The sequence below is a fragment of the Nonomuraea sp. B208 genome (assembly GCF_057536035.1).
Genome location: NZ_BAAJOU010000024.1, coordinates 205,783 through 217,868, shown reverse-complemented (window position 1 = coordinate 217,868; position 12,086 = coordinate 205,783). Strand labels below are relative to the sequence as shown.

Sequence of the window (12,086 nt, the reverse complement as noted above, 5' to 3'; positions counted from 1 at the left end):
GTGAACGAGTTCTGCGACATCTGCCCATGGGCAGCCCGAAAGATTTCCACCTGGTCGGCGCACGCACGGTACGGGAAGTCCGAGCGAGCGGAGATTCGCGCCGAAGAACTTGCCGCCGTTATTGACAGCAGACCCGGAAAGCTATTCAAACTGCTTACCGCGCTGGCATTTGCCTGCGGGGCGACATCAACAAGAGCCTACAGAGTCCTTGTCTGGCTTCAGCTCTATTACAACGCGATTGGCGGCCGACCGAACCGCCGAAGGCCGTCCCGAAGGTATGGCGAGATCATTTACATCGGGCGTGGTTCGCCTACGGACTCCGAGGCAGAGAAGCGCTTCAGCATGTACCTCGGGAGCGAGCTGGTCTCGCACGGGATACAGCCTGACGAGCAAGCGGTCCTCCAGATCCGACCAACAGATCACATGCTACAGGCCCTAGGGCGCGTAAATCGTCGCGCTAGCGAGTGACCCATCGGCACGGCGGATGCAACTGTAGTTCCGGTGCCGCTTCTCACGTTTGTCGTTATGTCGGTGACCCGGAAAACAGCTCAGAGCGTTGCTAACAAGATCTACTTTAGGTCTATCCAATGACCACAGAAGGCTCGCGATCACCCATCAGCGTTGCTCTGAGACGCGCGAATCCCGCATGATCAGCGTTCCGAAAGTCCCGAAACGCGACGAATGCGAGGTTTGCGTACCTCACCAGACCCGCACGAGCCGGAACTGCTCGATGTCCTCGGCGTGGCCGACCGCGTACCGGCAGCCGCCGCACACCGCGCGGTCGGTCCACGTGCCCAGGTTGATCGCGCCGCAGTGGTGCAGCCATGCCGCCTTGTCCAGCGCGCTCGTTCTCGATCTGGGCACGTGATCCTCCTACTCCAGCAGCGACGCCACCACCTGCGAGGCGTCCTTCTCCAGCCGGTCCCGGCTGTGCAGATAGATCTCGGTCGTGGACACGTCGGCGTGGTTGAGGTCGAGCTGGATCTGCCGCATCGCGACGCCGGCCTCCTGAGCCAGCGACGCGTAGGTGTGCCGTAGGGAGTGCGGCGACACCTTCGACGTGATGCCCGCCTGCTTGGCGATGCGCCCTATCAGCTCGAAAGCTTTCGACCTGCTCCAGCTCTGGCCGGTCGAGGTCGCGAACAGGGGGCCCGTCAGGTCCTGCAGCTCAACCCCTTCGCGGCGCGCCCGCTCAGCGAGGTAGACGTCCAGCGCATGCGTCGTCTCCACCGGCAGCCGCCGAGTGATCGTGTCGCCGCCCTTGACCGTGATGCGCAGCGTCCGATATCCGCGGGCGAACCCGAGGTCGTCGATCTGAGCGTTGATCGCCTCGGAGATGCGGACGCCGGTCTGCAGCAGCAGCCGAATCAGTGCTGCGGTGCGCAGCCGTTCCCGGCCGTGGTCGGCGTCGGCCGCCCGGAGGAGGTCCTGCGCCTCCCCCTTGGTGAGGGCGACCGTCTCGGAGTGCTTGCGTGGGATTTTCGGCCGCCGCGTCTTCTTGAACCGGTTGGCGTCGAGCGCTTCGGTCGCGTGCAGGTACTCATACCATGACGACACCGACGACAGCACCTGAGCGACCGTCTTCGGCTTCGGTGGCCGGCGGGCCGTTTCCTGGTACCAGCGGGAGAACACGTCGCCGTGCGGCTTGCGCGCCTCCAGCGGGTCGAGGCCGGTCTCCGCGCAGAAATCGAACCACCGCCGGATGTTCCGTTCGTACGCCTCGCGCGTGTTCGGCGAGTCGTACGACCACAGCCACGCCCGGGTGAGGTCGAGGATGATCGACGGTAAGTCGAGCGGGAGCGCGAGGTCGCCGCGCGGCGCCTGGACCAGCTCGCCCGTCATCGGTCCGCCTCGTCGTCCTCGTCCTCCTGGTCGTCGCCGGTGGGCACCAGCGGGTCAACCCAGTCGAGGGTGTCGAGCACCGCGCCCTTCCGGCCGGCCCGCACCGCGGCGGCGACCAGCTCCCCGAGAGCGTCCATGTCGTGTTCGTCGAGGCGGTCGTACCGCTCCAGCCGATCGGACAACGCCGCCGCGCCGTCCCGCATGGAGCGGAGGGCCTGGCGCAACTCGATCACGGTTTCCCGGCGGAGGGCTCCGGTCTGGCTGCGGTAGCGGCGGGTGTCCTGCTCGTTCATCGCGCATCACCGACACGGGCGATCAGGTCGGGTGCGGCGGCCGGGTGGAGCCGGTCGCTGCTGTGGTTGCTCATGAGAGCACCTTTCACGAGGGAAGTGGATCACTCGTGACGGTACCACGGAGAGGGGAACATAACGTGGATTATGTTCCCCTCTTAAGGATCTTGTCGATTCGCGATTTCGATTCGATCACTCGGCTAGTGATCTTTGCCTGCCAACGCTCAAATAGCTCTGTGACCGACGAGCCGACCCACAAGACGCCCGACTCGCCCGGGGCGGGGCCCGTGCCACCGACCGCGTGGCAGCGCTTTTCCCGATCCCTGTGGCCAAGCCGCCTGGCGGGCGCTGCGGCCTTTGGTTACCTCATTGTGAGGGCGTTCGAGAGCGGTATCGCTGAGTCGCCGTCCTGGTTCCTCATAGCGCTCGGGCTCGGCGTCCTCGGCATTCTCCTAGCCGCCCTCTATACGACCAGAGATACGGCCAGAGATCCGACTCAGCCCTCGCCCACCATCGACCCCGCCGAACGACTTCGACAACGCATCAATGCCGTCAACCGTGCCGTTCAACAAGCCAACGTCGCGTTCATCGAGGCGGGAAAGCTCACAGACGAGCTACGACGCGAAGTAGCCGCGCAACAGGCCGCCCATCAACAGCTCACCGAAGAAGCTGAGCGGCAACGCACTCTCATCGCCATGGACCGTGAAGAAGCTGAGGCAGTGCAAGCCCTCATCCTCGGCAACACCGAGGCCGACAAACGTCGCCAGCGCCGTCGGGAGTGGATGTTCTTCCTGGCTGGTCTACTCTTCGCCGTGCCCCTCAACATCCTGTCGGATCTCATCGGCCCAAAGTAGGGTTCTTCCGCCTCTATCCGCCGCAGTCACGGGCGCAGGGCCGGCCTCTGGTTGCCGCCCCGCGGCCGCAGCGGCGCCCCCGCCTCCTCCAGAAGCCGGTGAACGAACCCGTACGAGCGGCCCGTCGAGATCGACAGCCCCCGAATCGACTCCCCGTCCATGTACCGGCGCTTCAGCTCCGCCTTCAGCTCCTCACGCTCCGCGCCCGCCACCCGCTGATACTTCCTGGCCATCACAGCCACCCCTGTCTGATCACTCTTATGCCGCCGCCGCCAGCCGAGCCCGCAACGCATCCCGGCCCTCCGGCGTCGACGGGACCTCGTCCCCCCGCCAGATACAGCCCTCGATCGTCGCCAAGTCGGCGAAGTCGTACACGACCTCGCGGCCCGACTTCCCCAGCACCCGCACGCCGTACCGGCGCGCCCACTGCCGGATGGTCACCGCCTCCCGGCCCAGCCGGGCAGCAGCGGTCTTCGCCGTCGCAGGGGACACGAACACCCCCCGAACAGCGGAAAGCCCTCGAACCATGATCGGTCCGAGGGCACACGTCTCTCCGTCGCCCGGAAGTGTTACACACCCCGCCGTCCGGCGCAAACCGAAAGCGGCACCGCAATCAGCGAGCCGCCTCCTGCTCCACCCGCCCCGACGCCTCCCGCTCCGAAACGTGCGCCCCGCACACGGCACACACGTAGAAGCCCGCCTTCACGTCCCAGTGGAACCGGCGCTCACCACACCGGCACCGCGCCGGCGTCCACGCCGGAGGCTCATCCCCCGCCAGCCGTTCCAGCACCGTCCGCCACGACAGGACGAAATCCACCAGCCCCACCAGATCCTCACGGACCAGGACGCTCTCCAGCCGGCCCGACTCCACCAACCAGCCCACCGCCCGCGACCGAGCAACCGCCGACCTCGCACCACCCAGACGCGGCCCCGCCCCCAGCCACTCCCGCGCCCGATCCTCGAAGTCCAGCAGCCCGCCCGTCAGCTTCTCCAGCAGCTCCCCCACCGGCGACACCGCAGGCTTCGGCCGCGACCCCGACACCCTCGACCACTTCGACGGCGGCCGGAACCCATCCGCCTCCCTCGCGAGCTGCGCAGCGAACGCATCCACCTCCAACAACGCCGCCCGCACCGACGCCGTACACCGACCGCACACCAGCGGCTCCCCCGGCCGCCACCGAACCACCGGCACCTCCGGCTCGACAGGAAGCTCCCCCACCTCGCCGCCCAGCACCCACGCGTCCACCAGATCCGCATGCGCATCACGAGCCGCCTCGAAAGCAGCCCACGCCCGCCGCGACCTCGCATTGCACGGACCCACGCACGCGCCCGACACCACCGACACCCTAGAAGCAAGACCAGACACGGCACCCCCGACCCCGAGACGAAACGCCACAAGGCTACAAGATCAAATTCTTTTCGCAGGAACCAAGCCGAATGCAGCCCTGGCCGGCCCCGATCCGGGGCCCCTGGGGGGCATGCGAAAGCGCCGGACCGCGCGATGCGGTCCGGCGCTGTCGGCGCGGCGCGCTACACGCGGACGCCTGCGCGGGCGGCAAGCTTACGCGCGCGGTCGGCGATCTTCGGAAGCGCGTCAGCTTGCCCCGTCCGGCACGTGTCGCGCAGCACTGACAGGAGGTAGAGCGCTGCCGAGATGTACTGCCGGGCGGCCACGTCGGGGTGCTTGAGCGCGCTGGCCTCTGCGGCGTTCAGGTCGATAGGGCTCCACCCGATACGGACGCCGCCGGGCCAACGCTCGACGGACACGGCAAGCGGAACGTTGTACTGCCCCAACGCGGCTGCCAGGACCTTCACGATGTCCCGCGTGGTGGCGTACATGGCCCGTTCCCGCTCCTCCCTGCCGGTGAGCTGTAGGGAGTCTAGGGAAGCCTCGAACGGGTCCATGTCGAAGTCACCCAGACGGTAGCCCGCCCACGGGTGGCGGACGGACAGACCATGCACCCGCCACTCGCGGCCCTGGTACTGCTTGCGCGGGCCGGTGTAGATGACCATGGTTCCGGTCGGCAGGTAGAGCGAAAGGGCGTGGCTGGCCTGCTGGGCGAACTTCGCCGCTCCGCGTTCGATGATGCTGCCCAACTGACAGGGGATCGGCTCGACAGAGCACACGCGGCACGTGGCCCTGTGCTGGGCAAGGGAGTGCAGGCCGTTGCGGGCGTGGTCGCGGGCAGCTTCGGCGCGCTCTCGGCTGAACATGACGGGGGTCTCCTGTGGCGTTGGTGGTGTTGGCTGGGGAGGGGCGGGCGCGCCCGTGGTGGCGACACAGGCGCGCCCGGTGGGGTTAGGCGTCGGACCTCTCGGCGGCCTTGACCATGGATTCGGCGGTCAGAAGCTCGATGATCTCCATGACCCGACCGAACGAAAGGCCGCGCTCCTCCATGACCTCGGCGTACGTCTCTTCGTTGTGGTCGGCCTTGAACTTCTCGGCGAACTTCCACACGAGGCGGACGGCGGCCGTGTCGGCGGCGACCTTCGCGGCGGCCTTCCGGCGGGCCTCGATCTCCTTGCGGTACTCCGCCATCTCGGGAAGCTCGGCGAGGAAGTTCTGCACCTTGGTCGCGCTGGTGCCGGGCACCTTGCCCAGCTCCACGAGAGTCGCCTGTCCGAAACCGAGCTGTGCGGCCACGCGCATGCCGATCAGGGCGTACGTCGTGAACTTGGGCGCGGTCTTGCCGGTGCCGAGCGTCGCGATGTACTCGGCGGGAACGTCCTTCAGTTCGTCGCCGGTGATGATCCGGTCAGCCACGCTGCCCTCGGAGTCGGCCTTGGCCAGCTCGTCAAGGCGGCCGGAAGCGGCCAGACCGATCACGACGTTGCCAGTCGGGCGGGAGACGCCCTGCCGGGAGAACGTTGCCTTGTGGGCGATGGTGACGCGCTCGATGGCGTCGAAGATCTCGGCGGGGTTCGTGCTGATCTGCATTGGTCTTGTCCTTCGTGGTGTTGGGTGCCCGCCCGGACGGTCCGGGCGGGCGGGTTGGTTAGAGCTGCTGGGTCTCGTCAGTTGCGCTACCGCTATTAGCGGGCTGATCAGCGGATTCGCTGGCTTGCCCACGTCTGCGGCGTCGCCACCTGATCAGCAGTCCGAGCGCGACGGCTCCGACTGCCAGCAGGGCGGCGGCCCATGCGGCCCACACGGTCACGGGGTCGCCGCTTGCCGTGTTCGCCGCGTTGAGCCTGCCGGGCTCTGGGGCGTCGGCCGTTCCGGGGTCGCCCTGGTCGCCCTTCGGTCCGGGCGATCCGGGCTTGCCGGACGGTCCGGCGCTCCCGTCCCGTCCGGGCGGCCCTGCCGCTCCGGTCGGTCCGGGCTCGCCGGTACCGGCGGGGCCGGTGGGCCCGACGCTGCCGGTAGGGCCGGGGTCGCCCTGCGGGCCGGTCGGTCCGGGGTCGCCCTTCGGTCCCTGCTCGCCCTGCTCGCCCTGAGGTCCGGGGGGGCCGGACGGTCCGGGCGGGCCCTGCTCGCCCTGCGGGCCGGGGTCGCCCTTGTCGCCCTTGGGGCCGGGGACGGGAACGGCGGTGACCGTTGCCGTAGGGCCGGGGCTTCCCTGGGGTCCGGGCGGGCCGGACGGTCCGGCGATGCCCTGGGGTCCGGGGTCGCCTTGGGGGCCGGGCGGGCCGGACGGTCCGGGTTCACCCTGGGGGCCCTGCGGGCCGGGCGGGCCGGGGGGACCAGCGAGGGTGACTGTCGCGGTTGGTTCGGCCGCGATCAGCTTTGCCGTAGTCACGTTCCCCCCTGTCAGTGTGTTCGCTACTAGGAGCGCGACGGCTGCCCCGCAGGTCAGCCACGCGAGCCGTTCGCTCGTTCGTATCTGCACATGACAAACGGTAGACCAGTGCAGATCTTTAGGGGCCCAATTCCGATAACGCTTTTCAGGCGGTTTTATAACGATTAGATCACGAAAAGGGCCGGCTGGCAGGCAAATCGAACTGATGTTCGAACTCTCATGGAACGGCTCATCGTCTGCATTGGCACCAAGCTGCCGGTTTCGCCGACTGGCGACCCGATGCCCACCCTCGGCAGGCTTTCGTGGATCTTGCTGACACTGAAACGCTCTCAGATCGACGTACAGCGCTCTATGTTCTGGGGGGTAGTAAAGAGTATCGGGAGAACCCTGTTCGTCGCTCTGCATTGATCTGAGAGCGTTCTAGATGGTGCGTCGTGTCGGATCTGGTGCGTCAGACTCGTCGGGATGCGTCTCGGGACAGCGAAAACCCATCAGCGACGAGGGGACGGCTCAGCCTCGTTCTGATGGGTTTTCGGCTCGTTTTGGCTGCTCTTCGGCCTGTTCTCGCGTGTTTCGGGCGGTCCCGCGCCTGGACGTGTTCGGCGTTTTCCCTGGTAGGAGGCTTGTCGGGTGTCGGGCTATCCGCCAACCTGCGGGTCACGCGTCGGGCATGGCCTTGGCGTCGGCGGCGCATCCGATGCAGGGCAGCGGCAGCCAGTGCAGGTCGCATCGGCCGGCTGTGCGGGTGGTGCGCGATGTCTTGGCCTGTTGGCGGGCTTCCTGGTCGCGTGTGGTTTCGTGCCAGGCGCGCAGGTCAGCGGCGGGGATGCCTGCGACGTACACGTGCAGGGACTTGCGGACGCGGTTCTCGTGGGCGATGACCTGGGCGATGCGCTCGGCCTCGTCCAGGGGGCACCCGATGCGTTTGGTGATGACCCGGGCGGCGCGGCTGGCCGCCGGGGTGTTCTTCTCCTCCTTGCTGATCTTGTCGTCGTCTGGGTGGTGGTCGGTGGCGGGTCGGTGCGGTTCCTCCTCGGCCCCGTACGGAGATGAGGATTGAAGTTGAGGAGTGGAGAGAGGATTGGGGGGAAGTCCAGGCTTCCCCCTTTTGGTCCCAAACTTCCCCTTTTGCGTCCCAGACTTCCCCCTTTCGGTCCCGGAAACGGGGAAGTCCAGACTTCCCCCTTTTCCGCCGGTCTCCCGGTCGTCCACAGCGTTATCCACAGGAGAAAGGGGGAAGTCAGGACTTCCCCCTTTTCCGGGGTGCGGCGCCCCCTCCGCCCCCGAAACGGGGACATCCGAGGGGCCCGCTTCGAGCTCCAGGTCCAGGGGCCGCGGCGGCTGCCCGGGCAGGTACCCAGGCATCGGAGGGATGTAGAACACGGTCGCCTTCCGGCGGCCGCCCCCGGTTTCGAGCACGACGAGCAGCCCGGCCTCAACCAGCCGCTCCCGCATCGCCTTGACCGACCGCACGTCGACCCGCGCCCAGTGAGCGATCTCCTCGCGCGTCAGCCAGCCGGTACGAGTCGCATCGTTGATCCGCCGGGCGATGGCGATCAGCGCGAGCAGGTCCCTCGGAGGCGTGCTCTTCGGCGCGTTGATCGCCACCTCGTCGGCGAGCTTGTAACCCATCAGGCCCCTTACGTGCTGTTCTTCCGTGGGAGCCACCGAGGGAAGAGGCGTCCCGCCACGATAGCGGTACCGCAATTAGCTCTCATCCGGCTCGCGGTGGCCGCCCGGTCAGGTCGTAGGCTTGCCGCCGGCCGGGATCGGACAGGACGTGGTACGCCTCCCCGATCTCCTGGAACCGGCTGGCGACCTCGGGGTCGGGGTTGACGTCGGGGTGGAGCTGGCGGGCCAGCTTGCGGTACGCCCTCCTGATGTCGTCCTGGGTCGCGGTCGAGGCGACTCCGAGCAGGTCGTACAGCCGCCCGGCTGGTGGATGTCTGCGTGGCGGGGGCGGGACCTGGACGCGCGGCCGACCGGTGCAGGTCGCGACGTGCGGCATCATCCGCTTCTCCGGCGGGACGAGCGGCTGGTCTTCGGTGATGCGGCGCGACCGGAGCACCCCGTGGACGTCTCTCCAGACGGCGGTGTTGCCGTCCTCGTGCGGGGCCAGGTCCACCGCGAAAGGCGCACCGGCCTTGGTGCGGGTCCAGCGGACGAACCGTCCGCACGGCATCTTGTCCTTGCTGCCCTGGCACGGCTTCACGTCAGCGCGGGAGAACACGCCACTCCCCCGTGTCCGATCGGGACAGTTCGATCACGCGGTGCCTCCGTTGTACCGGGCGAACACGGCGTTGATGGCGTCGAGCTCTGTCTTGACCTGATCGCGGTCGGCCTTCATCTCGTCCAGCTCGACGAGGAGGTCGGAGTGGGCGGCGCGCGCCTCGTCGCGCTGGGCGCGGGCTTCGTCGCGTTCGCGGATGGCCTGGTCCCGCTCGGCTTCGGTCCGCTTGATGGCCTGCTCGAACCCGAGGAGCGCCCGCAGCGCGGGGCCCGCGTTGGCCGGCGGCGCGATCTCGGCGGGGGCGGGGGTTGTCTTCGCCGGGGGCTTCGTCGTGCCGGTCTTCGTGGTGGCCGCGGCCGCGACGGTCCGGGGATCGGGCTTCGGTGTGGTCTTGGTGATGGTGAGTCCGCCGTCGTTCCATTCCAGCGCGATCCACCACACGGGCGGGTTGGCGCGGGGGCGGTGGCAGCGGGTGTGCTCGGTCCGGTTGAGGTACTGCCGGACGTCCTTCTCGTGCAGCGAGTCCCAGTCGGGGCATGCGGCCTTGATGATGTCGGCGAGAGCGCCCACCCACTGGACGCCGACGACGCCGCCGTTGGTCAACTGCTTGTCGCCCTGGTCGCGGGCAGCGTCGCGGAGCAGCCCCCACAGGGCTTCGGCGTCGGCGAAGATGTCGCGGGGCTTGTTCCTGACGACGGTGGCGGTGTCGCCGATCGCGGGCACGGTGGTGTCTCCTTCGGTGGTGGCGGGGGTGTTCTTGGTGAGGTAGGCGATCACCTCGGCCTCGCGGGCGTGCAGCATGTCCGCGTACGACTTGGACTCGACGGGGCCGGGGGTGTGAAGGAGGCCGCCTGACACGTACGGCTTGATGCCGTTCGCGAGGGCTGCGCCGACGAGTTCGTCAACGCTCCACCAGGTGTCACGGGGCATGGTGTCGGCTTTCTCGGGGGCGGGGTCGGTGGCGGCGACCATGGGGGAAGGTTTCGTGGGGTGGTCGTTCAGCAGGGACCGGATCTTGGTCCGGTAGTTGTCGAGGCCGCGGCCCATGGCCTGCAGCGGGATCTCCCCGGTGCGGCCGTTGGCGGGGTTGATGATCAGGAACTTGCCGTTGGCGAGCCGCATCTCGAAACCGAGGCGGTCCGTCTCGGTCTCGACGAGCTTCCTGACGTCGCCCTTGTTGGTCATCTGGCGGGCTCCTTCCGGATGCGCAATCCCAGGTGATCGGCGTACGCGGCGGTCCCAGCCGCGCCCTTGCTCGCGGGGTGCAGGTGGGCCAGGACCTCGAAGGCGCCCCCGCGGCCGGCGGCGAGGCCGAGCATGAACCCGTTGCGGTACGGTCCGGCGGACTTCGACAGCTCGCGGATGTGCCACGGTGCGGGGTGCGTCTCGACGGTGACGCCCGGCGTGTGGTTGGCCCATTCGTACGTCCAGCGGTCGCCGCCGGGCGGGTCGTCGGTGTCGGGGTTGTAGCCGACGATGACGTGGAGGCCTCCGCCGGCGCGCGCCAGCGTGGTCTCGAGGTCGGCGCGGACTCTGTGACGGGCGGCGCCCCGCCACCCGGTGTAGACCAGGGTGGCGGGGCGCGGGCTGACGAGGGCTTCGAGCTGGCTGCGGAAGTGCTGCCGGACGTGGTCGGCGGCTTCGGGCGGGACGAGCTGGTGGTCGAGGCTGCGGTTGAGCATGAGGAGCAGGGCGGCCCGCTCGTTAGGGGTGAGGCGGTTGAGCATCAGCCGTCTCCGTGGGTGCAGGTGTCGACGGTCTCGCCGTGCAGGGCGAGGTGGTCGGCGCAGGGCCAGGTGGGGCAGTCGTCGTTGGAGCAGGTGGTGACGGGCCGGGGGGCGCACATCCCGCACATGTTCAGGACTCCGACCACCCACTGCCTGCTGTGGTTGCTGCAGGAGACCCACTGCTCGGTTACGGTCGGCTGGTGACGGGCGTCGATCCGGACGAAGGCGGCGCGCAGGTCGATGCCGCCCTCATTGCCGGGGGTGTCGGTGGTGAGCATTTCGGTCCTTTCGGTGGCGGGCCAGTTCATGGCCTCGTCGCTGATGACGAGGGAGGCGTGCTGGCCCTGGATGGTCCGGCGCGCTTTCATTCGCTGTTTGATCTGGTCTTGCGTCGGCGGGGTGTAGGTGTGCCAGCCGGCCGAGCGGGTCCACCGCTGGAAGTGGTCGCGGTGCGCGAGGCCGCACCAGCGGCACCCGGACGGCGGCGCGACCACGCGCTCACTCATGGCCTCGCCGCACCCGGCGCCGCTCCCGCCGCGACATGTACAGCTGAATGCCGTACGCGCCGCCGCGGCGGTGGGCGATCCACTCGGCTTCGACGTAGCCGCCGGGCTCCATGCCTGTGGTGCGGATCGTGTCCACCAGCTCCGTCATCGACATGGGGAACAGGTGGCCAGCGTCGTCGAGCCACATGACGAACCCGGCGGCGCGGCCCCGGGCGAACTGCCCGAGCTGGAGCCGCGCGGTGAACGGCTCCGGGACGCGCCACACGATCTCCCCTTCGGGGACCCACGCCTGGCGCAGGAGGTTGCCGACCTCGTCGAACGGCACCAACGGCTTGTCGTCGTCGAGGTCAGTCACCGTCGTGCCCCTTGCCGGTGGCGAGCTGGGCCAGGGCGTGGCGGGCGAGGGCCGGTCCGCGCAGCCCGTTCGCGGGTGGCCGGGGCGATGGTGCGGGGGCGGGCTGGGCCTCGGGCGGCTCGCTCCAGCCGTTGGCGAGGAGCCAGGTGATGAACTCGAACGCGAAGTCCGTCGTGCTGGCCCGCTCCCCTGGTTCGGTGTGGTCGCGGTGGTAAGCGCGGTGCGCGAGCCCCTTGATCGCGTTCTCTCGGGCGGGGGTTGTCACGGTGTTCTCCTTTCTCGTGCTGCTTGGCGCTGCAGGCGCCGCCGGTAGGCCGTGCGCTCGTCTTCGCCGAGGCCTCCGGCGACGCCGTACTGCGCTGCGCTGGCCTGTAGGTGAAAGTCCAGGCAGTCGGTTCGGACGGGGCAGGTGCGGCAGAGCTGCTTGGCCCGCTCGATGCGGGCCTTCTTCTGCTTGGAGGTCTCTCGGGCTCGTCCTCCGTCGGTCCGAAGAACAAGACCAGGGCTTGCCCCCGGCAGGCCGCGCTCGCGCGCCATCCGCG

General features: G+C 68.6%; 17 protein-coding genes. 1 reads left to right on the top strand and 16 read right to left on the bottom strand.

Annotated features, from left to right (window positions below; genetic code table 11):
- Window positions 1-699: 699 nt before the first annotated feature.
- Genes AC27IY_RS27105 through AC27IY_RS27095 form a run of 3 tightly spaced genes read right to left on the bottom strand, consistent with a single transcriptional unit; the run spans window position 700 to window position 2,135 of the window.
- A complete protein-coding gene (locus AC27IY_RS27105) occupies window positions 700-864 on the bottom strand; it encodes a hypothetical protein (protein WP_487179599.1) in 165 nt (54 codons plus the stop codon).
- 9 nt (window positions 865-873) lie between these two features.
- Window positions 874-1,842, bottom strand: a complete 969-nt coding sequence (locus AC27IY_RS27100) for a tyrosine-type recombinase/integrase (RefSeq protein WP_487179597.1) — start codon at window positions 1,840-1,842, stop codon at window positions 874-876.
- Window positions 1,839-2,135 (bottom strand): hypothetical protein, encoded by a 297-nt coding sequence (locus AC27IY_RS27095; RefSeq protein ID WP_487179596.1) that lies wholly within the window; start codon window positions 2,133-2,135, stop codon window positions 1,839-1,841. The genes AC27IY_RS27100 and AC27IY_RS27095 overlap by 4 nt, the downstream gene beginning before the upstream one ends.
- 233 nt (window positions 2,136-2,368) lie before the next feature.
- Between AC27IY_RS27095 and AC27IY_RS27090 the strand changes: the two genes are divergently transcribed.
- Window positions 2,369-2,986 (top strand): hypothetical protein, encoded by a 618-nt coding sequence (locus tag AC27IY_RS27090; RefSeq protein WP_487179595.1) that lies wholly within the window; start codon window positions 2,369-2,371, stop codon window positions 2,984-2,986.
- A 26-nt stretch (window positions 2,987-3,012) separates the two neighbouring features.
- Here the strand turns inward: AC27IY_RS27090 and AC27IY_RS27085 are convergent, their stop codons facing one another.
- The 13 genes from AC27IY_RS27085 to AC27IY_RS27025 all read right to left on the bottom strand — a co-directional run bounded on the left by AC27IY_RS27085 (window position 3,013) and on the right by AC27IY_RS27025 (window position 12,081).
- On the bottom strand, window positions 3,013-3,219 hold the full coding sequence (locus tag AC27IY_RS27085; RefSeq protein WP_487179593.1) for a helix-turn-helix domain-containing protein: 207 nt from the start codon (window positions 3,217-3,219) through the stop codon (window positions 3,013-3,015).
- A 25-nt stretch (window positions 3,220-3,244) separates the two neighbouring features.
- Window positions 3,245-3,478, bottom strand: coding sequence for a MerR family transcriptional regulator (locus AC27IY_RS27080; protein ID WP_487179592.1), 234 nt, complete (start codon window positions 3,476-3,478; stop codon window positions 3,245-3,247).
- Between the two features lie 121 nt (window positions 3,479-3,599).
- The gene (locus AC27IY_RS27075) at window positions 3,600-4,232 is read right to left on the bottom strand and encodes a hypothetical protein (RefSeq protein ID WP_487179591.1); all 633 of its coding nucleotides are present in this window, start codon (window positions 4,230-4,232) and stop codon (window positions 3,600-3,602) included.
- 284 nt (window positions 4,233-4,516) lie between these two features.
- Complete coding sequence (locus AC27IY_RS27070) at window positions 4,517-5,200, bottom strand: hypothetical protein (RefSeq protein WP_487179590.1); 684 nt, start codon at window positions 5,198-5,200, stop codon at window positions 4,517-4,519.
- An 85-nt stretch (window positions 5,201-5,285) separates the two neighbouring features.
- On the bottom strand, window positions 5,286-5,924 hold the full coding sequence (locus tag AC27IY_RS27065) for a hypothetical protein (protein ID WP_487179589.1): 639 nt from the start codon (window positions 5,922-5,924) through the stop codon (window positions 5,286-5,288).
- A gap of 1,459 nt (window positions 5,925-7,383) precedes the next feature.
- Entirely contained in the window at window positions 7,384-8,358 is a 975-nt protein-coding gene (locus tag AC27IY_RS27060; RefSeq protein WP_487179588.1) for a hypothetical protein, read from the bottom strand.
- 82 nt (window positions 8,359-8,440) lie between these two features.
- Window positions 8,441-8,956 (bottom strand): J domain-containing protein, encoded by a 516-nt coding sequence (locus AC27IY_RS27055; RefSeq protein WP_487179587.1) that lies wholly within the window; start codon window positions 8,954-8,956, stop codon window positions 8,441-8,443.
- 33 nt (window positions 8,957-8,989) lie between these two features.
- Window positions 8,990-10,141, bottom strand: coding sequence for a hypothetical protein (locus tag AC27IY_RS27050; protein WP_487179586.1), 1,152 nt, complete (start codon window positions 10,139-10,141; stop codon window positions 8,990-8,992).
- Window positions 10,138-10,683: a hypothetical protein gene (locus AC27IY_RS27045; protein ID WP_487179584.1), complete on the bottom strand. Its 546-nt coding sequence runs from the start codon at window positions 10,681-10,683 to the stop codon at window positions 10,138-10,140. Before AC27IY_RS27045 ends, AC27IY_RS27050 begins: the two co-directional genes overlap by 4 nt.
- Window positions 10,683-11,189: a hypothetical protein gene (locus AC27IY_RS27040; protein WP_487179583.1), complete on the bottom strand. Its 507-nt coding sequence runs from the start codon at window positions 11,187-11,189 to the stop codon at window positions 10,683-10,685. Before AC27IY_RS27040 ends, AC27IY_RS27045 begins: the two co-directional genes overlap by 1 nt.
- Entirely contained in the window at window positions 11,182-11,544 is a 363-nt protein-coding gene (locus tag AC27IY_RS27035) for a hypothetical protein (protein WP_487179582.1), read from the bottom strand. The genes AC27IY_RS27040 and AC27IY_RS27035 overlap by 8 nt, the downstream gene beginning before the upstream one ends.
- Entirely contained in the window at window positions 11,537-11,809 is a 273-nt protein-coding gene (locus AC27IY_RS27030; protein WP_487179581.1) for a hypothetical protein, read from the bottom strand. The genes AC27IY_RS27035 and AC27IY_RS27030 overlap by 8 nt, the downstream gene beginning before the upstream one ends.
- On the bottom strand, window positions 11,806-12,081 hold the full coding sequence (locus tag AC27IY_RS27025; RefSeq protein ID WP_487179580.1) for a WhiB family transcriptional regulator: 276 nt from the start codon (window positions 12,079-12,081) through the stop codon (window positions 11,806-11,808). Before AC27IY_RS27025 ends, AC27IY_RS27030 begins: the two co-directional genes overlap by 4 nt.
- Between the last annotated feature and the right edge of the window lie 5 nt (window positions 12,082-12,086).

Coding starts and splice junctions, on each gene's coding strand:
- AC27IY_RS27070 (WP_487179590.1), bottom strand. CDS start 5,200: ATGTTCAGCCGAGAGCGCGCCGAAGCTGCCCGCGACCACGCCCGCAAC.
- AC27IY_RS27040 (WP_487179583.1), bottom strand. CDS start 11,189: ATGAGTGAGCGCGTGGTCGCGCCGCCGTCCGGGTGCCGCTGGTGCGGC.
- AC27IY_RS27060 (WP_487179588.1), bottom strand. CDS start 8,358: ATGGGTTACAAGCTCGCCGACGAGGTGGCGATCAACGCGCCGAAGAGC.
- AC27IY_RS27050 (WP_487179586.1), bottom strand. CDS start 10,141: ATGACCAACAAGGGCGACGTCAGGAAGCTCGTCGAGACCGAGACGGAC.
- AC27IY_RS27095 (WP_487179596.1), bottom strand. CDS start 2,135: ATGAACGAGCAGGACACCCGCCGCTACCGCAGCCAGACCGGAGCCCTC.
- AC27IY_RS27045 (WP_487179584.1), bottom strand. CDS start 10,683: ATGCTCAACCGCCTCACCCCTAACGAGCGGGCCGCCCTGCTCCTCATG.
- AC27IY_RS27065 (WP_487179589.1), bottom strand. CDS start 5,924: ATGCAGATCAGCACGAACCCCGCCGAGATCTTCGACGCCATCGAGCGC.
- AC27IY_RS27085 (WP_487179593.1), bottom strand. CDS start 3,219: ATGGCCAGGAAGTATCAGCGGGTGGCGGGCGCGGAGCGTGAGGAGCTG.
- AC27IY_RS27025 (WP_487179580.1), bottom strand. CDS start 12,081: ATGGCGCGCGAGCGCGGCCTGCCGGGGGCAAGCCCTGGTCTTGTTCTT.
- AC27IY_RS27100 (WP_487179597.1), bottom strand. CDS start 1,842: ATGACGGGCGAGCTGGTCCAGGCGCCGCGCGGCGACCTCGCGCTCCCG.